This window comes from Marinovum algicola (assembly GCF_900109145.1).
GTDB classification, from domain to species: Bacteria; Pseudomonadota; Alphaproteobacteria; order Rhodobacterales; family Rhodobacteraceae; genus Marinovum; species Marinovum algicola.
Map to the genome: position 1 here is coordinate 58,832 of NZ_FNYY01000021.1, position 20,890 is coordinate 79,721.

Here is a 20,890-nt window from a genome sequence, read left to right on the forward strand (position 1 = left end):
CTCGCCCGGGAGCAAGGCGGCCATCAGGCCCGGTGCGCACCTGCGGCCAGGGTCGCCACATAGGCCAGCACGTCGTCGACGCTTTCGCCGTCGCCAATCCGCTTGACGATGGCCGAGCCGACGACGCAGCCATCGGCCACCGAGGCCACCGATTGCGCCTTGTCCGGCGAGTTCACGCCGAAGCCGACGATCACCGGCAGATCCGAGGCCGCCTTGATCCGCGCCACCTCGGGGCCGACATCGGCCGCCTGGGCCTCGGCCGCGCCGGTGATGCCGGTGATCGAGACGTAATAGACAAAGCCCGAGGTGTTGGTCAGCACCTTGGGCAGCCGCTTGTCATCGGTGGTCGGCGTGGCGAGGCGGATGAAGTTGAGCCCGGCGGCCTGTGCCGGCAGGCAAAGCTCCTCGTCCTCTTCGGGGGGCAGGTCGACGACGATCAGCCCGTCGATGCCGGCGGCGCGGGCCTGCTCCAGAAAGGTATCGACGCCGCGCGAATAGATCGGGTTGTAATAGCCCATCATCACGATCGGCGTCGTGTCGTCGTCTTCGCGGAAGCGGCGGGCCAGCTCGAGCGTGCGGTCGAGCGTCATGCCGCCTTCGAGCGCGCGCTGCCCCGCCAGCTGGATCGTCGGGCCGTCGGCCATCGGGTCGGTGAAGGGCAGGCCGAGCTCGATCACGTCGACGCCGGCGCCCGGCATGCCGCGCACCAGGGCCAGAGAGGTGTCGAAATCGGGATCGCCGGCCATGACATAGGCGACGAAAGCCTTGCGGTTCTGGTCTTTCAGAGCGGCGAATTTGGCGTCGATGCGGGTCATGGGGCTGTCCTTCGTTTCCGTCCTAGCCATGTGCCGAATTTACGCCGTCTTGGCAATGGGGATCGGGTCCGGCCGGGCGGTGGGTTGCAAACCCACCCTACGGGCGCGTGTAGGGTGGGTTTGCAACCCACCGGCGCCGGCCACCGCTTGCCTTTGACCCGCAGCGCCAATAGAAGCGCCCCGACATGAGACAAAGGAGCGGCTCCCATGGGCTTCAGGATGGGGATTGTCGGGCTGCCCAACGTGGGCAAATCGACGCTATTCAACGCGCTGACGCGCACCGCGGCCGCACAGGCCGCGAATTTTCCCTTCTGCACCATCGAACCCAATGTGGGGGATGTGGCGGTGCCCGACGCGCGGCTCGACACGCTGGCCGGGATCGCCCAGTCCAAGCAGATCATCCCGGCGCGGATGACCTTTGTCGATATCGCCGGCCTGGTCAAAGGCGCCTCCAAGGGCGAGGGGCTTGGCAACCAGTTCCTCGCCAACATCCGCGAGGTTGATGCCATCGCCCATGTGCTGCGCTGCTTCGAGGATGGCGACGTCACCCATGTCGAGGGCCGCGTCGATCCGGTGGCCGATGCCGAGGTGATCGAGACCGAGCTGATGCTCGCCGATCTCGAAAGCGTCGAGAAGCGCCGCGCCGGTCTGGTGCGCAAGCTCAAGGGCGGTGACAAGGAGGCCGCCCAGCAGGAGCGGCTGCTGGCCGCCGCCCAGGCGATGCTCGAGGATGGCAAGCCGGCCCGGCTGGTCGAGGTCGATGATGAAGACCGCAAGGCCTGGAAGAATCTTCAGCTTCTGACCGCCAAGAAGATCCTCTATGTCTGCAATGTCGACGAGGGCAGCGCCGCCGAAGGCAACGAACATTCCGCCAAGGTGGCCGAGATGGCCGCCGCGCAGGGCGCCGGCCATGTCATCATCTCGGCCCAGATCGAAGAGGAAATCAGCCAGCTCGACGCCGAAGAGGCCGAGATGTTCCTGGCGGAGATGGGTCTCGAAGAGGCCGGCCTCGACCGCCTGATCCGCGCCGGCTATGACCTGCTGCACCTCGAAACCTATTTCACCGTCGGTCCCAAGGAGGCCCGTGCCTGGACGATCCGCGAAGGCACCCGTGCGCCGCAGGCCGCCGGGGTCATTCACGGTGATTTCGAAAAGGGTTTCATCCGCGCCGAGACCATCGCCTATGACGATTACATCGCCGGCAATGGCGAGCAGGGGGCCAAGGAGGCGGGCAAGATGCGCGCCGAGGGCAAGACCTATGTGGTGCAGGACGGCGACGTCATGCATTTCCTGTTCAACACCTGACCCCCGTCATCTGACGGGCGAGCACGGACACCCGGTCCGCGCTGTTTCCGCCGAAAGACGGCCCGGCCGGCGCGGCGTGCTCAGGCCGGCGGGTCGAGCTTCACCACCGCCGAGAGCCGCTTTGCGGCATCGGCCAGGTGGTCCTTCATCCTGTCATACGCCGCCTCCGCATCCTGCGCCTCGATGGCTTCGGCAATGGCGCGGTGCAGCGGCACCGATTGGCGGTTCAGCCGCTCCTCGGGATTGGTCAGCCGGATCGACAGCATGAGCCCGGCAAAGATCGCGTTTTCCAGCGCTTCGAGATAGCGGTTGTTGGTGGCGCGCAGCACCGCGATGTGAAATCGCGCGTCGGCCAGGACATATTCGCTGTTCTCGCCGGTATGGGCTTGCATCTGGTCCACCGCGTCGCGGATCGCCGCGAGCTGCGCCGCGCTGCGCCGGCTGGCGGCGTAATAGGCGGCGTCGGGTTCGATCGATTGCCGCAGTTCCATCAGGCTGATCAGCCGCTCGTCCTCGATGGTCAGCGACTGGTGCCACATCAGCACGTCGCGATCGAGCATCTGCCAGTGGCTGACGTCCTGCACCCGGGTGCCGATCCTTTGGCGCACCTCCAGAAGCCCCTTTGCGACCAGCATCTTGACCGCTTCGCGCACCGCCGTCCGGCTGACTCCGAATTCATCGCAAAGCGCGTTCTCGTCCGGCAGGAGCTGGCCGGGCAAGAGCTGGCCGTCGAGAATGCGCTCGCCCAGCTTGCGCGAGATCTGGCCCGAGAGCGAACGGGACAGGGTGGCCGACGCGGGGTTCAGGACGTCTGTGTCAGAGGCGGGCACGATGCGGATACTCCTTTTTGATTAATCATAATACGTTTGCCGCGGAGTGCAACGCGCGAGTTTGCGCCGCGTTTGGCGCGGCGAGCCCGAAAACTTGCATCTCAATCCTGCCCGACCGAAACTTGCACAAACATAATATGTTTGACTTTATGGCCCCGCGGCAGTACCAGAGACAACGTTAACCGGAGGGAGGACAGGATGACGAATTTCAAACAGGGCGTGGCGGCCTCGGGCCTGGCGATCTGGTGGATCGAACGCCCGCGCGCGACCCCCTGAAACCACTTTGAAAGTATCCGCATGACCGCGAAAAACATCATCCTCTTCATCACCGATCAATGGCGCTGGGACACGCTGAACCAGCCCGGCCATCCCTGCAAGCTGCCGCATCTTCAGGCGTTTCGTGACGAGGCCACGAACCACGTCAACGCCTTCACCTCGGTGCCGCTCTGCACGCCGGCGCGCGGCAGTCTCTTTACCGGAAAATGGCCGCATCAGACCGGCACCATGGACAATGTGCAGGGCTCCTCCTTCTATCCGCAGGGCAAGCTCCACCCCAGCCACAAGACCTATATGGAGCGGTTGCAGGAGGCGGGATACGACGTGTCCTTCATCGGCAAATGGCATCTTGGCGCCGGCACGTTGTCGGATCGCGGCATCGACGCCCAACTGTCGGACGGCGGCAGCGAGCCGCTGATCCCGGCCAATGATCTGGAGTTCGCCACGCCGCGCAAGACGCCGTTCTACGGCACGATCACCAAAGGCACCCACATGGACGAAAAGCGGGTGATGGCGGGGATTGAAAAGCTCGAGAGCCTCTCGGCCAGCGGCAAGCCCTTCTGCCTGATCGTGTCGCTCCCCGGGCCGCATTTCCCGCATCACGTGCCGGCGGAATGGGTGGGGATGTATGACGATCTGCCCGACGACTACATGCCCGAGAATTTCGTTCCGCAATTCACCGAAGCGGGCAAGCCGCAGGCCCAAGGCGCGCATTACTGGCCCTGTCAGGACACCCGTGGCCTCGACCAGCAGGACTGGCGCCGCACCGCGCAGCATTACTTTGGCTTCTGCTCCTTCATCGACGATCTCTTTGGCCGGTTCCGGCGCGAGATGACGGCGCTGGGGCTGGACGAGACCACCAGCCTCGCCTTCACCGCCGATCACGGCGAGATGCTGGGCGCGCATGGCTGGTTCGACAAGGGGCCGTTTTTTTACGAGGAGGTGATGCGCATCCCGATGCTGATCCGCGAGGCGGGGCAGGGGGCCGGTGCCGTCAACGCCGGGTTCGTGGGCTTCCGTGACCTCTTTCCGACGCTGCTGGCCGAAAGTGATGCGGCCGGTCTGCTGACGCCGGAGGAGGCCGGGCGCAGCTTTGACGCCACCGCGCATGACCACGCGACTTATGGCTACGACGCCTATCAGGGCCGGCAGTTCAAATTCCGTGGCATCCGCGAAGCGCGCTACAAATACGCCTGGAGCCCGCATGACCTCGAAGAGCTCTACGATCTCGAGACCGACCCGCAGGAGCGCATCAACCGGGCGGAGGATCCGGCGCTGAAGGCGGAAAAGGCGCGGCTGAAAACCCGGCTGTTCGACTGGATGCAGGCCGAGGGCGATGCGCTGGCCTTTGGCGGCTATCACCTGCCGGTGGGCAGCTATATCGACGGTCGCCCGGCGCAGGAACAACACGACCATCAGCAACATCTCAATCCGGCGTTGAAGCAATGACAATCACCGAAATCAGGACCTGCATGGATCATCTTCCGGGGGCATGGGATCGGGGTCGACTCCTGTTTCGGCGAGTGTTAAACATATTATGAATGTACTTACAGCCTGCGGAGACGCCCATGGTCCGGCACAAGAAGATGTATATCGGCGGTGAACTGGTGGAGGGGCAGGCCCGCCTCGACGTGGTGAACCCGGCCACCGAGGATTGCGTGGCCACGGTCGCCGCTGCCGGGCTGGACGACGTGGACAGGGCCCTGAAGGCCGCCCGGGCCGCCGCGCCCGGCTGGGCCGCGACGCCGGTGGCCGAGCGCCAGCGCTGGATGCTGAAACTGCGCGGCGCGGTGATCGCCAATCAAGAGATGCTGCGCGAGTGCATCCATCAGGAGATGGGCAAGCCCTGGGGCGGCACGCAGGAGGATTTCGACCTGCTGGAGCGGTCGCTGAAATTCTATGCCGAGGAAATCCAGCGCGTTCACGACGAGACGTTGCGCGATCTCGACGGCACTCACGACCATCGCATCGTCTATGAGCCTGTCGGCGTGGCGGTGGCCTATCTGGCGTGGAACTTCCCGCTCCTGAACCTCGCCTACAAGATCGCCCCGGCCATGGCCGCCGGCTGTCCGGTGATCATCCGCCCCTCGGCCGCGACCCCGGTCTCGGCCTATGCTGTGGGGGAATTGTGCCAGGAAATCGGCCTGCCGGCGGGGGTGGTCAATATCCTGACAACCGATGGCTACGGGCCTTCGGATGCGCTGGCCGCCTCGACCATTCCCAACCTGATCACCCTGATCGGCTCGACCAACACCGGCCGGCATCTGATGAAGGTGGGCGCGACCTCGATCAAGAAATTCTCGATGGAGCTGGGTGGCAATGCACCGGTGCTGATCTATCGCGACGCCGACCTCGACCTGGCGGCAGAGATTGTCACCACGGTGAAATTCAACAACGCGGGCCAGATCTGCGTGACCCCGAACCGGGTCTTCGTGGAACGCGAGGTCCATGAAGCCTTCCGCGACAAGGTGGTGGCACGGGCCAGGGCCGCCAAGGTGGGTTTTGACCGAGAGGCCGATATCCTCACTGGCCCGATGATCGACCGCCGGGCTTGGGCCCGGGTCAAGGGGCTGATCGACGAGGCGGTCGAAAAGGGCGCGACGCTGCTCGCCGGCGGCGACCGGCCCGAGGGGCTGGAGACGGGGCATTTTCTGGCGCCCACGGTGCTCGATCAGGTCACCCCCGAGATGCGGATTTACCAGGACGAGATCTTTGGCCCGGTGGTCAGCCTGATCCCCTTCGACGACCGCGAGGCGGTGCTCGACCGTGCCAATGACGGCGAGGAGGGCGGGTTGGCCTCCTACATCTTCACCGCCGATCTGGCGCTGGCCGAGGCGGTCGCCAAGCGCCTGCGCTATGGCGAGGTGCAGATTAACGGCGTCAAATACGACATCTACCTACCGCATGGCGGGATCGGGCAATCCGGCATCGGGCACGATTGCTCGCGGCTTGCCCTGAACGACTATCTCGTCGTCAAGCGTATCAGCCGGGGGCTGATCTGATGGAGGATTTCATGAAACTCGAAGCAATCGCCAGCTCTCTGAAGATCACCAGGATCACCAGCCACGTTCTTCAATGCGACATGCCCGAAGAGCTGGGCTATTCGCAGCAATACTATTCGAAACGCACCGCCCATATCGTCGAGGTCGAGACAGATCAGGGGATCACCGGCTGGGGTGAATGCTTTGGCCCGGGCAATGTCGCGCTGGCCAACAAGGCGATCGTGGAAAAGGTGATCCAGCCGCTGGTGCTGGGCATGGATCCGATGGACCGCGACGTGATCTGGCACCGGGTCTACAACCTGCTGCGCGATCACGGACAGAAGGGGATGCCGCTGCAATCGCTCTCGGGCGTCGATATCGCGCTCTGGGACATTGCCGGCAAGGTGACGGGCCAGCCGATCCACAAGCTGATCGGCGGCGCGCATCGCAGCCATGTGCGGTCTTATGGCTACGGCATGATGCTGAAACGCGAGAGCACCGCCGATCACGTCGCGCGCTTTGTCGATGAGGCGGCGGCGATCCGCGACATGGGTTTTGCCGCCACCAAGATGAAGATCGGCCTTGGCGCCAAGGACGATGTGAAACTGGCCGAGGCGGTGCGGCGCGGGGTGGGTGAAGATTTCGATTTCATGGCCGACGCCAACCACGCCTATACAACCTCTGACGCCTTCTACGTCGGCCGGGCGTTGGACGAGCTGGGCGCCTTTTGGTTCGAAGAGCCGATCGCCCCCGAGGATCTCGATGGCTACCGCGAGCTGCGCGCCGGGCTCAAGGTCAACATCTCGGGCGGCGAGGCCGAGTTCAACCGCTGGGGCTGGCGGGCGCTGTTGGAGAGCCGCGGGCTGGACATTGCGCAGCCCGAAGTCTGCGCGCTGGGCGGCATCACCGAATACCTGCGGGTGCTGGCGCTGTGCCATGCGCATTTCACGCCGGTGTTCAACCACGTCTGGGGCTCGGCCATCGCCGTGGCGACCAACCTGCACCTGCTGGCGGCCATGCCGCCGATGCCCGGCGGGCTGTTCCCGCGCGAGCCCTGGCTCGAGTTCGACACCACCGAGAACCGCTTTCGCGATCACCTGCTGGCGGAACCGCTGGATATTCAGGGACAGGTCAAACGCAACGACGGGCTGATTGCGGTGCCCACCGGGCCGGGGCTGGGGGTGGAGCCCGACCGCGGCTTCATCGAGGCCTACGAGATTGAAGGGTAGCCGCCGGCCCGACGGCTAGAGCGTTTCGGGAAAACCTTGAATCACCAAAACCCTGCCACGCCTTCGGCGCTCTCGGGCTTTTGGTGATGCTTAATGGCTCAGGTATTCCCCGAAACGACTTAGGAGCCTTTGTCCGCGTCCGGCAACAGTCCCGCCGGTTCGATGCCGCGTTTTTCGGCGCTGGCGCGCACCGCCTTGCGCAGCGCCTTGCTGCGCACGATCAGCCGGCGAAAGCGGTCCTCGTCCAGCACCAGCAGCGTGGTGGGGGCGATGGCATGGGCCTCGGCGCGGATTGATCTCTGCGTCAGGATCGCCATCTGGCCGAACATCTCGCCGCGCCCCAGCCGCCAGGACTGGCCGGCGGACTTCAACTCCACCGCGCCCGAGGCGATGAAGAACACCCGTTTGGCGGCGCTGTCCTTGTGGATGACGACTTCGCCGGCATTGACATAGCGGGTCTCGAGCACCCGCCCGAGCCGCTTTACCGCGCTTTCCTCGAACTCGGCGAACAGCGGGAACTGCCGGACCAGCGTCGTCCTTTGCAGCGCGATATCGAGCCGGGGGCGGGTTTCGGCGGCGGCCCGGCGCGCGGCGAGTTCCTGCATCAGCGCGGTATGGACCTCGGCGCCGATCAGCCCGTCCTCGCGCATCATCATATATTCGCGTTCCTCGAGCCGCAGCGCGGTGCGGCGGATGAAACGGCGCTCGAGCTTTTCGGCATAGCCGGGATATTGCAGGCGCAACCCCTCAAGCGCGGTTTCCACCGATTCGATCCGCCGGGACAGCAGCTCGTTCAGCAACTCGGCCACGCGGCGGCCGTGAATCCTGCGAATGCGGCCATCGATAAAGCCGCCGAGATCGCGCAGGATCAGCCGTTGCGACAGCAGCAGCTCGAAGCGGTCGGCGGTCATCCTGGCCAGCGGCGCCGCCAGGCCGATCCGAGCATTCAGCGCGACCGCGGTGCGGAACGCCAGGCCATAGGCAACGCTGCGCCGCGCAGCGCGCTGGTAACCGCTGCGGCCCTGTGATCGCGCGCCCTCGATCAGCCGGTCGGCATCGGAAAGCACCTTTTCCGCCATCCTGGCCGAGATCGTCCGTTCGCGCATCCGGTGCAGGATGGTGTCGCGCTCGTGGCCGGCAAGAACGATCAGGCCCAGGGCAATCCGGTCGCGGTCGAGGATGTCGGCGCTGTCCTCGGCGGTCTTGACCGCCGCGTCGAGCCGTTCGCCAAAGCGTTTGGCTTCCGAGCGCACGATGTCGCGGCTCAAGTCGTAGTTCTCGGTGGTGCGCGCCACGTCCTCGCGCACGGTCTGAAGCGCCACGGCGACCACCTGCCGCGACAGCGCCTGATCGATCGGCGACAACTGGTCGAGGCCGAGCCGGCCGATGATCCAGCGCAGGGTCGTGCCCTGCACGATCAGGGTAAAGAGCGTGAAACCGGTGGCGAGGATGCCCACCACCCGCTGGATGCCGTCGGGCACTCGGAAGCTTTCGGTGACCGCCAGCGCCAGCGCCAGGGTCACCGCGCCGCGCAGCCCGCCCCAGAGGATCGCGACCCGGTAGGGCCGGTCGACCGGCGGCGACAGCTTGAGCCGCGACAGCAGCGGCAGCAGCCCGAACAGGATCACCACACGCGCGGCGATGGCGGCGAGGATCACCACCCCGACCAGCAGGAAATCGGCGAACCTGACCTCTTCCAGAAGCCGCGGGATCAGCAGCGCGGCAAGGATGAAGATCAGCGCCCCGGCCCAATGGGCGAGCACGTCCCAGAGCTCGCGCAGGTTGGCCCAGGCCTGCGGCGGCAGGCGACCAGGGGCGGTCAGGTTCATTGTCAGCCCGGCGGCAACCACGGCGATCACCCCGGAGGCGCCGACGATCTGTTCGGCACCGATATAGGCAAGGTAGGGCAGGGCGACCGAGATCGAGATCTGCGCCAGCTCGTGCCGGCTGAACAGCGCCATGACCCAGACCGCGACCCGCGCCGCGAACCAGCCAGTAAAGGCACCGCCGGCGATCAGCATCGGAAACCGGGCCAGCGCCTCGCCAAGTTCGGGATCGGGCAGGCCCAGCATCACAAAGCCCATGAACAGCCCGAAGAGCGCGATGGCGGCGGCGTCGTTCAGCAGGCTCTCGCCCTCGATGATCCGCGCCAGCCGGCGCGGCGCCGAGATCGAGCGGAAGATCGAGACCACCGCCGAGGGGTCGGTCGTCGAGACGATGGCGCCGATCAGCAGGCAGGCCGCCAGCGGCAGGGAACTGGCCCAAGCCAGCGCGTATCCGACGCTGAAGGTGGCCACCACCACCGCCACCACCGCCAGCACCAGGATCGGAACCCAGTCGTCCAGCATCCGGCGCAGGTTCATCCCCAGCGTCGCCTGAAACAGCAGCGTCGGCAGAAAGACATAAAGAAAGACATTCGAGCGGATGGGCAGCCCGAGGATCGCCTCGGCCACCGGATTGAGCGCATCGGTGAGCTGGGTGCGCAGGAAAAACGTGGCACCAAGGCCGATCATTACCCCGAGCACCGCGAGGATCACGCTGTAGGGCAGGCGCAATCGCGCCGCCAAGGGCTCGGCCGCGCCGATGACCAGGAACAGCGATGCGATAATGGTGGTGATCAATACGATATCCATGTCTATGGAATATCAGAAGCATTCCGGGGCGCACGCGAGATTTTGGCATTTCTGCCCGGCACCGGCGTCTTCAGCGAGAAAACCGGCATGCGTGGTTCGTCGGATGGCAGAACCGGAAAATGCGGGCGGGGCCCCGTGGTCGCGAACGAACCAATTTGCAGACCAATCCCATCTGCGGCATAGGGCGGAAACGTCGACGCGAGGAGCCTGGAATGCTGTCTTATGCCGTACTTGTCATCGCGGGCCTTCTGGCCGGGATGATCAACGCCATCGCCGGCGGTGGAACGCTGCTCAGCTTTCCGGCGCTGGTCTGGCTGGGGGTGCCGCCGATCATGGCCAATGCCACCGCCACCCTGACGGCGCTGCCCGGCTATATCGGCAGCGCCTGGGCCTACCGGCACGACATCCGCGCCGAGGGCAGCCTGCCGTTGCGGGCCATCGTGCTGGTCTCGGCTCTGGGCGGCCTGGCTGGGGCGGGGCTGTTGCTGATCACGCCTGGCGACGCCTTTGTCGGCATTGTGCCCTGGCTGCTGCTCACCGCGACGCTGCTCTTTGCACTGGGGCCGCGGCTGGTGGCGGCGGTGCGGGCGCGGGGCCACGCGGTGATCGGCCCGCTGGTGTCGGCCGTGGCGTTGCTTCTGGTGGCGGGCTATGGCGGCTATTTCAACGGCGGGCTGGGGATCATGCTGCTCGCCGCCTTCAGCCTGATCGGCTTCGAGAACCTGCACAACATGAACGGGCTGAAAAACCTGCTGTCGGCCGTGCTGTCGTTGGTGTCGGTGACGACCTATGCCACCGCCGGGCTGATCGCCTGGGAATCGGCCGTGGTGCTGGCGCTGGCGACGACGCTGGGCGGCTATATCGGCGCGCGCCAGGCGCGTCGCATCCGGCGCATGGATCTGTTGCGGCTGCTGATCGTCGCCATCGGCGCGGTGCTGACCGTCGTGTTCTTTGCGCTCTGACAGCGGCCGCGCGGGTTGATCCGTCGCGCCGCGGCCCCTAGACAGACAGAAAGCCGCGAGGCGCGCGATGGCGTCGCCGCCGCAGTCGCGCGTCCAAAGCCCGTATTCTCCGTCCTGAACGCCCGGACATCCGGCCCGCTTGCGGGCCTGTCATTCGTGAGGTGATCCATGTCCGACTCGACACTCGGGATGATCTTCATGGCCCTGGCCATGCTGCTGCTGCCCATTGGCGACACCTTTGCCAAGGTGCTGACCGCCGATTTGCACCCGGCCGAAGTGACGCTGGCGCGGTTGCTGGCCCAGGCGCTGTTTCTCGTGCCGGCGGCGCTGCTGCTGCGCCATCGCCTGCGCGGGCCGATGTTTTCGCCGGTTGTCGCCCTGTCCGGTGGCCTGGTGATGGTGACGCTGGGCAGTCTGATCTGGGCCTTCTCGGTGATGCCGATTGCCACGGCGATTGCCATCTTCTTTGTCGAGCCGCTGATCCTGACCGCGCTGGTCGGGCCGCTTCTCGGCGAAAAGGTCGGCGCACGCCGGATGGCGGCGGTGGGCATCGGGCTGATTGGCGCGGTGATCGTGATCCGCCCCGGAGGCGGATTTGGCGCGGCGGCCCTGCTGCCGCTTCTGGCCGCCGTCGCCTATGCGCTGAACATGATCGTGCTGCGCCGTGCCTCGAAGCTGCGCTCGGCCCTGACGGTGCAATGCGGCGCCACCTTCTATGCCTGCCTCGGCATGGGCGGGCTGACGCTTGTCTTCGGGTCGGCAGGGGCGATCACGGCCAGTTTCGCGGCCCTGCCGCCCGCCGGCTGGATGGCGATCCTCGGCGCCGGGGCCTTTGCCGCCACCAGCTTCGTTCTGATCGCCGAGGCCTTCCGCAGGGCCGAGGCCGGCACCTTGGCGCCGTTCCAGTATCTCGAGATCGTCGGCGCCACGGCTGCGGGCTATCTGGTCTTTGGCGATTTCCCCGACCTCTGGACCTGGGTCGGGATTGCCATCATCCTGGGCTCGGGGCTCTATGTCTTCTGGCGCGAGCGGTTGCCGGCCAACCGCCCCGGCATCGCGCCGGGCCGCCGCCGCAGCCGCCGCATCCGCGCCCGCTGATCGCTCAGTCCGGGCCGGAAGAGGCGGCCCTGATGGCCTGTCGCACCAGCGCCAGGTGGCCGGCCATCTCGCGTCGGGCCGCCTCGGCATCACCGGCGGCAATGGCATCGACAATCGCCTGGTGCTGATCGGAATGAACGTGACGAAAGGCATCGACGCCGACCCGCCGGTAGGTGCGGTCCCATTCCCGCTGCCACACCGACCGGCAGCGCGTGCCGGAAAAATGCCGCAGGAGGGCGATCAGCACCGGATTGCGCGTCACTTCGGCAATCGCCTGGTGAAAGGCGTCGTCTGCGCGTTCGCAGGCCGCGTGATCGCCCGCCCGGCGCCCGGCGGCGACCCGGTCGCGCAGATGCGCGATGTCGGCCGGCTCGCGCCGTTCGGCGGCGGCCGCCGCGACCTGCGGTTCGAGCAACACCCGCGCATCCATCAGGTCGAGCGACGTGGTTGCTTCGATCAGGATCGCATCCCGGAGCGGCTGGCCGATCGGCGCCCGGCCGCGAAAGGTGCCCTGGCCGACCCGCCGCCAGATCTGGCCCCGGGATTCGAGCTCGGCCAGCGCGGCACGCAGCGTCGCCCGGCTGCATCCCAGGGTCTCGGCCATGCGGCGCTCGGTCGGCAACCTGTCGCCCGAAGCCGGCGCTGCGCGGTCGATCAGCCGCTGCAACCGCCCGAGGGCGTCCTGTTTCGTCATCCGCATGGGATGCGTCCCTCCCTTCAATTGCGGCGTCCCAGCCGCAGTACCGCCCGCTTGTCCGGCGCGCCGGAGTTTCGCCCCGGCCCTGTATACGCTCCGACAGCCCCAGGGCAAACCTGCGCCGTTTCGGTCCTCGTGCCAGGAGGTCGCCACAGACGATCTCGCCGCAACCGCCGCCCCGGCAATCGGATGGGCGGGCCCGAACGACTGGCCCGCAGTGATCCGGGCCGAACCGCCGCCGCCCCTGCGGGCGCGCGTCGTGACTGGGTGCAATCCGGGGCAGGTCCGGCCAGTCGAGAGGTTTTTTCGGCACGGGGCAGTTTTGCCTTGTAATCCGGACGTTGGCTTGGATATACGCGTCGGCGGAGACGTGGCCGAGTGGTCGAAGGCGCTCCCCTGCTAAGGCCGCAGACACTCTGGGTAAGCCGCTGAAATTCAGCGGCTTTTTTAGTTCCCCGTTTTGGGATTCCCAAATGTTTCCCATCATGGCCGAAAGTCCCAACCATGTTTGAGGACACGCTCGCCCAGATCCGTGGGCGGGCGCTTACGGTAGCGGCGTGCCATGGCCGCGCCGGCCCAGCCGCCCCTGTCGATCAACAAGTCGTGGTCGCCGACCAAGGCACTGAACCAAGTGGCCCAGGCGTGACGCAAGCTGTAGAGAACCAGGCGCTCCTTCTCACCAGCCTTCGACAGTCCAGCGGCGGCGCAAAGCTTGTGGAACTGCCGGATCACTGTGGTGCCGCGCACCCCGTCCGGCACAATTTCTCTGCCAGTCGTCGACAGGAAGACTCGACCTTCCTGTGGCAACTCCCCAATAAGCTCCCATGCCCTAACGGGTAGTTGCACCATTCGTGCGCGGTATGGAGTCTTCCCGCCCCCGGGTTCCTCACCGCGTATCCAAATTTCGCGGGAAGTCCGGTGGATATCTTCGGCCCGCACGCAGAACATCTCCCCCGGCGTCGCGCCACTGCCGATCAGGAAGGCGAGCATCTTCAGCAATCGCCGTTCAGGATCGCGCACGTTCTCGGGAGGATCTTGCGCTACAGCGATCAGACATTCGAACTCCTCCGGGGTCACGATGCGGGTGCGCTTATTGTCGGTCACCCGTTCCGGCCTCAGGCCGCAGGCATTGTGAATTACAGCCTTGAGCGGGACAGTGACTTGTCGTCGCGCGGTCGCGTCCGACCAGCCCGGCTTCCTAAGTTCTACCTTGCACTGCTTTATCGTGAAGGCATCGATCTCGTTGACCCGGGTCAGCGGACCAAAATAGGCGATCAGGCGTCGCACGAAGCTTCGGTTCTTGCCGAACTCGGCAAGATAGAGCTCGGCGGCCTCCTCGAACGATGGAAAGGCCGCCATGGCGCGTTCCCACGCCGCGTAATAGACCCCTTTCGCAATCTCTTCGGCTATCGTAATCGCTTCCGGATCGCGGACGCCCGTCGATCGCCGGTAGCGGTCTCCCTCGACACGAAAGTCGTAGCACCACGACCCGTCCTTCCAGAATGGATACCAGCACGGCTGTCCCTCATCTTGTTTTCGCATTTCATTACCTCTCTTATATTGTTGATGTGTTTCTCGTAGAAAACAGGCTTCCGCCCACGCATTTCACAGACTTCTATTTTGGTTCTGTATTTCTTGCGGATATCGAATAGTGTGCGCACACAAACGCCAAGTGCGCGGGATGCTTGAGCACAATCGAGAGGAACCTCGAAGCTCACAGCCTCAATATCCTTCTTGCTCATTTCACCTCGCAATCTGCATTGAACTCAAAAAGCAGCGCTTCCTGGTTGCTTCTCGCTATGCATTTGATCCCATAGTTTCCGTTGTTCACTTGGCTCCTTTCCGCGCAAACTTCTCCTGACCGCCGCCCGGAGGCGACGTCGACGAATGCGCCAACGACCTGATTTAACTGACCTAAGCAAGGTTGAGGCTGCTCTGGCCGCTGTTCAAGTCCGAAAATTCCATTCCGCTTCTGGAGGTGTTGTGCAGGCTTTAGGCGATCGGTCGGAAATTTCCGATTTGGAGCGGAACATCCATTTTCGCGGCGCGTGGAAAACACAACGCGCATCTTGAGGCGCGGGGATCGCGACAAAGAAGGAAGCGGTTCCAGTTCGTTTTTTCCGCGCTCGGTAAAAACTCCGTCAGAGAATTCTAAATTCGGGGGCGGAAAAAACTGACGGTAATCCGAAGAAGTTTTTCCTTCCGGTAGACCAAGGCGGAAAAACTATCGGGAATTCGCTTCGCCTTCTCGAGCACCGGCCAAGCTTGTTTGCACAACAGGCGAACGGAGGCCAGACTTGGGGAAAAAACATCCTTGGAAACCGACGTGGTCGGAAAAAACAAATGCTTGGATCATCGACTTTTGGGTCGACGGAAAGCGTATCAGACGGCGCCTGCCAATCCATGACAAGGAACTCGAGCCTGTCGCCGAGGCGCGGGCAAAAGAAATCTATGCTGAGGCCTGGCGAAGCTCAGGCCAGGCTGCAACGAAACAGAAAATTCCGACCTTCTGGGAAGCTTCAAGCCTCTATATCGAGGCCGGGGGGGAGGCCCGGTTTCTTCCGAGGATCGTCGCTCACTTCGGCAAGAACACCCAGTGTGATGAGATAAACGAAATCGCGATCGCTCGCGCGGCGCGCGCGCTCTATCCCCTGGCAAAACCGGAGACCGTCAGGCGGCAGCTTCGCGTGCCAATCAAGGCCGTTCTGAACTTCGCGGCCGGTAACCGGCGTCAGAAGCTTCCCGACACGCGTCGGACGCGGTGGCTGACACCGGAGGAAGCAGAACGGCTGCTGGAGGCCGCGGCAAATCCGGAGGTCGCTGGCCTCCGCGACCCGCACTGCCAGACATTGCGCAAGATCGCCTTCATGTTGGGCACTGGCGCGGGCCCCGGCGAGACCATGGGCCTCGACGGAAAACACTGGAATCCCGCAACAATGGAGTGGTGGCTGCCCGGGACCAAGACAGTCTACCGAGCCCGCTTCGTGCGTCTGCCATCCCGCACGGTGGAGCTCATCTGGCCTGTTCCCGATGAGGGACCGGCCTTCCCGGCGCCGAACGGTCAACCCTACGTCTTCCGGAAAAATCGGGGCGGACAGATGGCGGCGGCGTTCGGGAAAATTCGGGCCGCTGCGGGGCTCGGACCTGATGTCGTTCCCTATACGTGTCGGCATTCTTGGGCGACATGGTTCTATGCGCAAACGACGGATTGGGCGGCACTCCTCGACCAAGGCGGCTGGAACCGCGCGGATACGGCCAACCGATACAGAAAAATCGCGCCGGCGGATCTCGGCCAACGACTTCTTGCGCATGGGTGGGATTTCCGTCCGGATAGGGGTGAGCCTGTGCGGTTCGGTGAAATGGTTTCCCTGCGCTTCAATGGGGGAAGCTGAATGGCCTGCAAACAACAACCGGCGGAAATTACCGAATGCTCTGGCGCTGAAATTTCCAGTTTTTTCGCCTGGCCGTCGTGGGATGTCGTCTTCCGCTTATTTTTCGTGTCCGTGTCAGCAAAGAGCGATTTGAGCCGAAAGCGTGGGCACTATCAGTTCCCGGAAAATTCCGGACCAAGGGTGCCCGAAATTTCGCAGCGCTTAGCAAGTAATCGACCAGTGATCAGACCTACCCGCCTCGCGAGCGACCTGCGGCACAGAGCGCGCGTGTCCATCCGCCAGCCGTCACGCTCTCATGGGGCCGCTTTGTGTTCGAAGGCACGCGGGAGTCCTGACGCCGCCGCGCTTGGCGCGGGGGAGGGGGAGAAAAAACACGGTCGATGGACGATGGGCTCATTCGCCGCGCTCTTAGCACACCCTCGGAAAAAACGCTGGTCCCCAGTAGCTTAACAAGCCCCGATAAGAACCGATGCGCGGCTCAAGCCATGTTGCAGAATGAAACAATAGGGGGAACAATGTGATCGATTTATCGCTGTAAAAGAGCGCGAAGTCGGGCCCGTGCACCGAATCATTTCGGTGTCTCGGAGTCCGAAACCCGTTCATGCAGCGTCCTGGTGGGCTCGCCGGCGGTCGGTCCTCACACGAGACCGTGCCGACGGGCGAGCTCAACCAAGTGCAAGCGAGAGACGCGGGATAACTGGACCCGAACCTATGGGACCATCTTGACAAGCACCGAACGCTGTCGCTCGAGAAATGGAATTAGCTCAATGACACTTCACATTACGCGAAAGACCTGCCCCGCTCTCCAGGCGGAAGCCGCTCTGAAAGGCTTTCTTGGAGGCCATGTCGAAGCGCTGATCTGTGCCGCCGGCCTCTTGGGCTGCCAGCCCGCCGTCCGGCGCACCGCCCGCCTGATCGAGGCAATCCTTACGGCACCCCGTCTCACACGGCGGATGCGGAAGGACCTCATCGGGCTGCACCGTCTTCTCTCGCTGGATTGCGTCGATGATCGCGCCAGCCTCGAAGCTGCGTGCTTTGCTAAGATCGATCCTGCTTCCCCCGTTGTGGAAGAAGTTTGCGAACTGTCGGATTGTCTTCGCGGGCACTTGACCGCCTTGGCAGATGCCGAGGCTCAGGACCCGCTTTGGAATGACCTCACAGCTGCGGCTTGAGCCGCCTCCAGAGCTCCGCATTGCGGGGCTCTCTTGACGCGCCAATAGCGGCGCACCGCAAACCAAAGGGGTAGTGCACATGGTCACCAAATCGAACGCGACCGACTTTCATCTGAGGGCCAAGGCGATCCTTGCTGTCCGCCACGGCCGTGAGCTCGCGGAGCTCTTGTTGACGACGCGCGGCCTGCCGATCGGGGAGGTCCGGAGCGCGATACTCAGTGCCTGCATTCGGCGGCTACAATGCGGCGAGGTTACCGACGGAAGGGATCTTACGGTCATAGAGGCGATGTTGGAGAACGTTGCAGCGGTGCTTCCAAACGAAGTTGTTGACGTGAGGGTCGATTGGTGCTTGGCGACAGGTGAGGATGGAGAGGAATTCTGGTGCGCAGAGAACGTTCCGGTATACAGCCAGCGTGGGGAGATACTGTTTGAGCTCCAAATCCGGATGAAGCGGTTCCTTGAGGTGCGGCAACGTTTTATCGATCAAGTTAACGCCGAACGGCTTGAAAGGCAGCACCTCCGGTAAAGTCTTGAAAGAAGCCCCTGCTTTCCACCTATGGCATTCCAAGCAGGGGCATGACTGATACATCGTGGAATTCGCATCGAAGGCGCCTGTCGGCTTTATGCCAATCTGATGCGAGAGACTGTCACGAACTTTCTGCAAGTGCTTATCCGAAAGCCCGCGTCTCCACTAAGGAAAGCAGGGGTAATAGCACCCGGCCCGTTTGTAATGCGGAACTTCCTGCCGTTTGCTGCGGACGCACAGTTTTCGCTTCAGTTGGGAGACCCCCGGTCGACGGGGTGGGGAAGGGCCAAGCCGCACGGCTCACGAATAACCGAAATCCGCCCGTAGCTGAACCAGACGCGTCGGCGGGGATGCAGCGACCTGTGTAAACGGCAAACCATTTGGGGGCGACGTTCACTTGCCTTGCGGTCCCCTGGCGCTCGCGCGCGGAGTAAAGCTTGACTGCACCATTGCGAAGTTGCCCTTAACTGTGTTGGGCTCAGAGTAGTTTACGGTGAGGCGCAGAGGGAGCCGCGAGCATGGAGACATTCCATTATCTGATCGGGCAGGATACGCCGCATATTGCCTGGTGGCAGATGAGCCTGCGCGCCGTGATCATCTTCCTCTACGCCATCCTACTCTACCGGGTGGCCCCGCGACGATCATTTTCAAATCTGTCTGCGCAGGACATTGTCCTGACTGTCGTCCTGGGGTCGAGCCTGAGCCGGTCGCTCACCGGCAATGCTCCGTTGCTGCCCACCCTTGCCGCTACCGGCCTGCTGGTGGTCCTGTATGTGTCCGTGACCGCTTTGGCGCCCCGGTCCAAAGTCGTCTCCCGCCTCCTGAAGGGCCGCCCCATAACTCTTGTTCGCGACGGAGAAGTTGACGACGAGGCGTTCCGGAAAGCGCATTTCGGCGAGAACGATATCGCAGAGCTGTTGCGGCTGAATGGCTTGCGGGATCTCTCGGAAGTCGAGGAAGCGCGTCTTGAACGAAATGGTCAGGTCAGCGTGATACCAAAGAGCAGCACCTGACCTTGTGCCCGGCCGTTTTGACGGCGTGATCAGAGGACCGCCCCGGACGCGAATGGCCGGGGGCTGGCTCCCCCGGCGTCGGCAGAATTATTTGCCGTTGTGGCTGTTCACGTAGTTCTTCACGAAATCCTCGAGCTCCGGCGTGTCACACTCGAAGCCCATTTCCTCCGCCTTTTTGATGACCTCTTCGCCGGTCATGCCTTTCTCGCAGCCGATGTGCATCATTACGAAGGCGCCGGACCGCTTGCCGGAGGCGCAGTGCACGAGAACGGGCGCCGGCAGATCGGTGGCCTTTCGGCGGAAGTCATCCACAAGATCTTCGGACAGTTTCTCGCCGTCGACCGGATGGTGCAGGAAGGTCAGACCGGCCTCCTTTGCCTTTTGACCTTCCTCCTGAGGCTTCATCTTCAGCTTCTTGTCCTCGTCATCGGTCTGCATGTTGATGAGCGATTGGAAGCCCTCCTGCGCGGCCTGCCGGATCTGATCTGCCTCGGGCGCGAACTTGGCGATGGTGAAACGGTCGTTGATCTGAACTGTATCTTGCATGGTGTCCTCCTTAACTCGGTTTTTCAGTTTCGTAGTCAGCAGCCTGCCAGGCCTTCCAGCTTCCGGGCACGTTGCGCACCTGCTCGAAGCCATTCTTCTTCAGCAGGCTCGCGGCAATCGAGGCGCGGAAACCGCTGGCGCAATAGGTGGCATAGGGAGCGGAGCGATCGAGGTCGTCCAGCTCCTCGCGCAGCTTGCCGAGAAAGGCATGTCGCGCGCCGGGGATGTGCCCGCCCTCCCACTCGCCGGGTTTGCGCACGTCGAGCGGTTGCAGGTCCTCGGCCTTGTTCAGTTCATGCACGGAAATCTGCGGGATCTGAGCAAATTCCCGTCCGGCTTCGCGCCAAGACGCCATGCCCCCGGCGAGGTAACCGCCGAAGTTTGTGAAGCCGGTGCGCCAAAGCAGGCGCAATACGTCGGGCAGATCGCCGTCATCATGCAAGACGAGGTATAGCGGCTTATCGGGCTCGAGCAGCCATCCCGCCCAGACCGAAAGCTCCGGTCGGGCGCCGATATTGAGGCTTCCCGGCACGTGACCCGCGCCGAAATCCATCATGTCGCGGACATCCAGCAGCTGCGCGCCATCCTCAGCGGCCGCTGCAAAGCGCGCGACGGTCATCGGCTCGATCCGCGGCAGGTTGCGCTGGACCTCGGGCCCTTCGGAATTCACCTTCTTCATGCGCGGGTAATGCGTCGGCACCGGCGGGGCATCCCCCAGGATCGCCTCTTTGAACTCCTCCAGATCGTCGATCCGAGCGTAGCGGTTGAAGCGCCGCTCGTATCCGATGGTCGAGCACATCCGGTCACCGATATCCGGCCCGCAGGCCGAGCCCGCGCCGTGGCAGGGATAGATGATGACATCGTCAGGCAAGGCCATGAAAACATCACGGACCGTGTGAAAGAGCTTCTCGGCCAGTTCCTCGGACTGATCGTCCCCCAGAAGGTCGGGTCGCCCCACGCTATCGACGAAAAAGGCGTCGCCGGAGAGCACACCCCAAGGGGTCTCGGAATCGCCGTCGAAGAGCAGGTAGGACATATGCTCCGGCGTATGGCCGGGGGTGAAGCGCGCCTTCATCCGCATACCGCCGAAGGTGAATTCGTCCCCGTCGCGCACCGCCTCATGGTCAAAGCCGTATTCAGCCCCGCCCTCGGTGCTCACATAGAGCTTGGCCTGCCCATCCAGCCGGTCCACCAGTTCGCGGGCACCGCTGAGAAAGTCGGCGTGAATATGGGTCTCGAAGACATGAGTGATGGCCATCCCAAAGCGTCGGGCGGTCTCGAGATAGATCTCCACGTCGGGCCGCGGGTCGACAACGGCGCAGGTGTGGGACGCGTCATCGCCAAGCAGGTAGGAGCATTCGGCGACACCGTCGGCGAGTATCTGTTCGAAGCGTAGGGTCATGTCAGGTCCTCCT

17 protein-coding genes are annotated in these 20,890 nt (G+C 63.9%); 10 read left to right on the forward strand and 7 right to left on the reverse strand.

The window, feature by feature from the left end:
• Nucleotides 1-23 precede the first annotated feature (23 nt).
• On the reverse strand, nt 24-815 hold the full coding sequence (trpA, locus tag BMW90_RS21240; RefSeq protein ID WP_048532517.1) for a tryptophan synthase subunit alpha: 792 nt from the start codon (nt 813-815) through the stop codon (nt 24-26).
• Nucleotides 816-1,022: 207 nt separating this feature from the next.
• On the opposite strand from trpA, the gene ychF reads away from it, so the two are divergent.
• On the forward strand, nt 1,023-2,120 hold the full coding sequence (ychF, locus tag BMW90_RS21245; RefSeq protein WP_074838976.1) for a redox-regulated ATPase YchF: 1,098 nt from the start codon (nt 1,023-1,025) through the stop codon (nt 2,118-2,120).
• Between the two features lie 80 nt (nt 2,121-2,200).
• Here ychF and BMW90_RS21250 read toward each other — a convergent pair whose 3' ends face one another.
• Complete coding sequence (locus BMW90_RS21250) at nt 2,201-2,950, reverse strand: FadR/GntR family transcriptional regulator (RefSeq protein WP_048532515.1); 750 nt, start codon at nt 2,948-2,950, stop codon at nt 2,201-2,203.
• 297 nt (nt 2,951-3,247) lie between these two features.
• On the opposite strand from BMW90_RS21250, the gene BMW90_RS21260 reads away from it, so the two are divergent.
• The 3 genes from BMW90_RS21260 to BMW90_RS21270 all read left to right on the forward strand — a co-directional run bounded on the left by BMW90_RS21260 (nt 3,248) and on the right by BMW90_RS21270 (nt 7,436).
• Nucleotides 3,248-4,675, forward strand: a complete 1,428-nt coding sequence (locus BMW90_RS21260; protein WP_074838980.1) for a sulfatase-like hydrolase/transferase — start codon at nt 3,248-3,250, stop codon at nt 4,673-4,675.
• 119 nt (nt 4,676-4,794) lie between these two features.
• Entirely contained in the window at nt 4,795-6,228 is a 1,434-nt protein-coding gene (locus tag BMW90_RS21265; RefSeq protein WP_074838982.1) for an aldehyde dehydrogenase family protein, read from the forward strand.
• Nucleotides 6,229-6,266: 38 nt separating this feature from the next.
• Nucleotides 6,267-7,436 carry a mandelate racemase/muconate lactonizing enzyme family protein gene (locus BMW90_RS21270; protein ID WP_074839037.1) on the forward strand — a complete coding sequence of 390 codons (1,170 nt, stop codon included), beginning with the start codon at nt 6,267-6,269 and terminating at the stop codon, nt 7,434-7,436.
• A gap of 119 nt (nt 7,437-7,555) precedes the next feature.
• On the opposite strand, the gene BMW90_RS21275 is transcribed toward BMW90_RS21270, so the two are convergent.
• Complete coding sequence (locus BMW90_RS21275) at nt 7,556-10,069, reverse strand: cation:proton antiporter (RefSeq protein ID WP_048532511.1); 2,514 nt, start codon at nt 10,067-10,069, stop codon at nt 7,556-7,558.
• Nucleotides 10,070-10,281: 212 nt separating this feature from the next.
• Between BMW90_RS21275 and BMW90_RS21280 the strand changes: the two genes are divergently transcribed.
• Together BMW90_RS21280 and BMW90_RS21285 are read left to right on the forward strand one after the other, a co-directional pair.
• The gene (locus BMW90_RS21280; RefSeq protein ID WP_074838984.1) at nt 10,282-11,031 is read left to right on the forward strand and encodes a sulfite exporter TauE/SafE family protein; all 750 of its coding nucleotides are present in this window, start codon (nt 10,282-10,284) and stop codon (nt 11,029-11,031) included.
• 168 nt (nt 11,032-11,199) lie between these two features.
• On the forward strand, nt 11,200-12,129 hold the full coding sequence (locus BMW90_RS21285) for a DMT family transporter (protein WP_244526570.1): 930 nt from the start codon (nt 11,200-11,202) through the stop codon (nt 12,127-12,129).
• 4 nt (nt 12,130-12,133) lie between these two features.
• On the opposite strand, the gene BMW90_RS21290 is transcribed toward BMW90_RS21285, so the two are convergent.
• Both BMW90_RS21290 and BMW90_RS21295 read right to left on the reverse strand, forming a co-directional pair.
• Nucleotides 12,134-12,829, reverse strand: coding sequence for a FadR/GntR family transcriptional regulator (locus tag BMW90_RS21290; protein ID WP_074838987.1), 696 nt, complete (start codon nt 12,827-12,829; stop codon nt 12,134-12,136).
• Between the two features lie 480 nt (nt 12,830-13,309).
• The gene (locus BMW90_RS21295) at nt 13,310-14,368 is read right to left on the reverse strand and encodes a tyrosine-type recombinase/integrase (RefSeq protein ID WP_074838990.1); all 1,059 of its coding nucleotides are present in this window, start codon (nt 14,366-14,368) and stop codon (nt 13,310-13,312) included.
• 755 nt (nt 14,369-15,123) lie between these two features.
• Between BMW90_RS21295 and BMW90_RS21300 the strand changes: the two genes are divergently transcribed.
• The 4 genes from BMW90_RS21300 (at nt 15,124) to BMW90_RS21315 (ending at nt 18,929) form a co-directional block, all read left to right on the forward strand.
• Nucleotides 15,124-16,218, forward strand: coding sequence for a tyrosine-type recombinase/integrase (locus BMW90_RS21300; RefSeq protein WP_074838993.1), 1,095 nt, complete (start codon nt 15,124-15,126; stop codon nt 16,216-16,218).
• 767 nt (nt 16,219-16,985) lie between these two features.
• Nucleotides 16,986-17,390, forward strand: a complete 405-nt coding sequence (locus BMW90_RS26475) for a hypothetical protein (protein ID WP_074838997.1) — start codon at nt 16,986-16,988, stop codon at nt 17,388-17,390.
• A 79-nt stretch (nt 17,391-17,469) separates the two neighbouring features.
• Nucleotides 17,470-17,916, forward strand: coding sequence for a hypothetical protein (locus tag BMW90_RS21310; RefSeq protein ID WP_074839000.1), 447 nt, complete (start codon nt 17,470-17,472; stop codon nt 17,914-17,916).
• 518 nt (nt 17,917-18,434) lie between these two features.
• Complete coding sequence (locus BMW90_RS21315; RefSeq protein WP_074839002.1) at nt 18,435-18,929, forward strand: DUF421 domain-containing protein; 495 nt, start codon at nt 18,435-18,437, stop codon at nt 18,927-18,929.
• Between the two features lie 87 nt (nt 18,930-19,016).
• Here the strand turns inward: BMW90_RS21315 and BMW90_RS21320 are convergent, their stop codons facing one another.
• Together BMW90_RS21320 and BMW90_RS21325 are read right to left on the reverse strand one after the other, a co-directional pair.
• Nucleotides 19,017-19,475, reverse strand: coding sequence for a protein tyrosine phosphatase family protein (locus BMW90_RS21320; protein ID WP_074839004.1), 459 nt, complete (start codon nt 19,473-19,475; stop codon nt 19,017-19,019).
• A 10-nt stretch (nt 19,476-19,485) separates the two neighbouring features.
• Entirely contained in the window at nt 19,486-20,877 is a 1,392-nt protein-coding gene (locus BMW90_RS21325) for an MBL fold metallo-hydrolase (RefSeq protein WP_074839006.1), read from the reverse strand.
• Nucleotides 20,878-20,890 lie beyond the last annotated feature (13 nt).

Coding starts and splice junctions, on each gene's coding strand:
- trpA (WP_048532517.1), bottom strand. CDS start 815: ATGACCCGCATCGACGCCAAATTCGCCGCTCTGAAAGACCAGAACCGC.
- ychF (WP_074838976.1), top strand. CDS start 1,023: ATGGGCTTCAGGATGGGGATTGTCGGGCTGCCCAACGTGGGCAAATCG.
- BMW90_RS21260 (WP_074838980.1), top strand. CDS start 3,248: ATGACCGCGAAAAACATCATCCTCTTCATCACCGATCAATGGCGCTGG.
- BMW90_RS21265 (WP_074838982.1), top strand. CDS start 4,795: ATGGTCCGGCACAAGAAGATGTATATCGGCGGTGAACTGGTGGAGGGG.
- BMW90_RS21275 (WP_048532511.1), bottom strand. CDS start 10,069: ATGGATATCGTATTGATCACCACCATTATCGCATCGCTGTTCCTGGTC.
- BMW90_RS21280 (WP_074838984.1), top strand. CDS start 10,282: ATGCTGTCTTATGCCGTACTTGTCATCGCGGGCCTTCTGGCCGGGATG.
- BMW90_RS21285 (WP_244526570.1), top strand. CDS start 11,200: ATGTCCGACTCGACACTCGGGATGATCTTCATGGCCCTGGCCATGCTG.
- BMW90_RS21290 (WP_074838987.1), bottom strand. CDS start 12,829: ATGCGGATGACGAAACAGGACGCCCTCGGGCGGTTGCAGCGGCTGATC.
- BMW90_RS21295 (WP_074838990.1), bottom strand. CDS start 14,368: ATGCGAAAACAAGATGAGGGACAGCCGTGCTGGTATCCATTCTGGAAG.
- BMW90_RS26475 (WP_074838997.1), top strand. CDS start 16,986: ATGACACTTCACATTACGCGAAAGACCTGCCCCGCTCTCCAGGCGGAA.
- BMW90_RS21310 (WP_074839000.1), top strand. CDS start 17,470: ATGGTCACCAAATCGAACGCGACCGACTTTCATCTGAGGGCCAAGGCG.
- BMW90_RS21315 (WP_074839002.1), top strand. CDS start 18,435: ATGGAGACATTCCATTATCTGATCGGGCAGGATACGCCGCATATTGCC.
- BMW90_RS21320 (WP_074839004.1), bottom strand. CDS start 19,475: ATGCAAGATACAGTTCAGATCAACGACCGTTTCACCATCGCCAAGTTC.
- BMW90_RS21325 (WP_074839006.1), bottom strand. CDS start 20,877: ATGACCCTACGCTTCGAACAGATACTCGCCGACGGTGTCGCCGAATGC.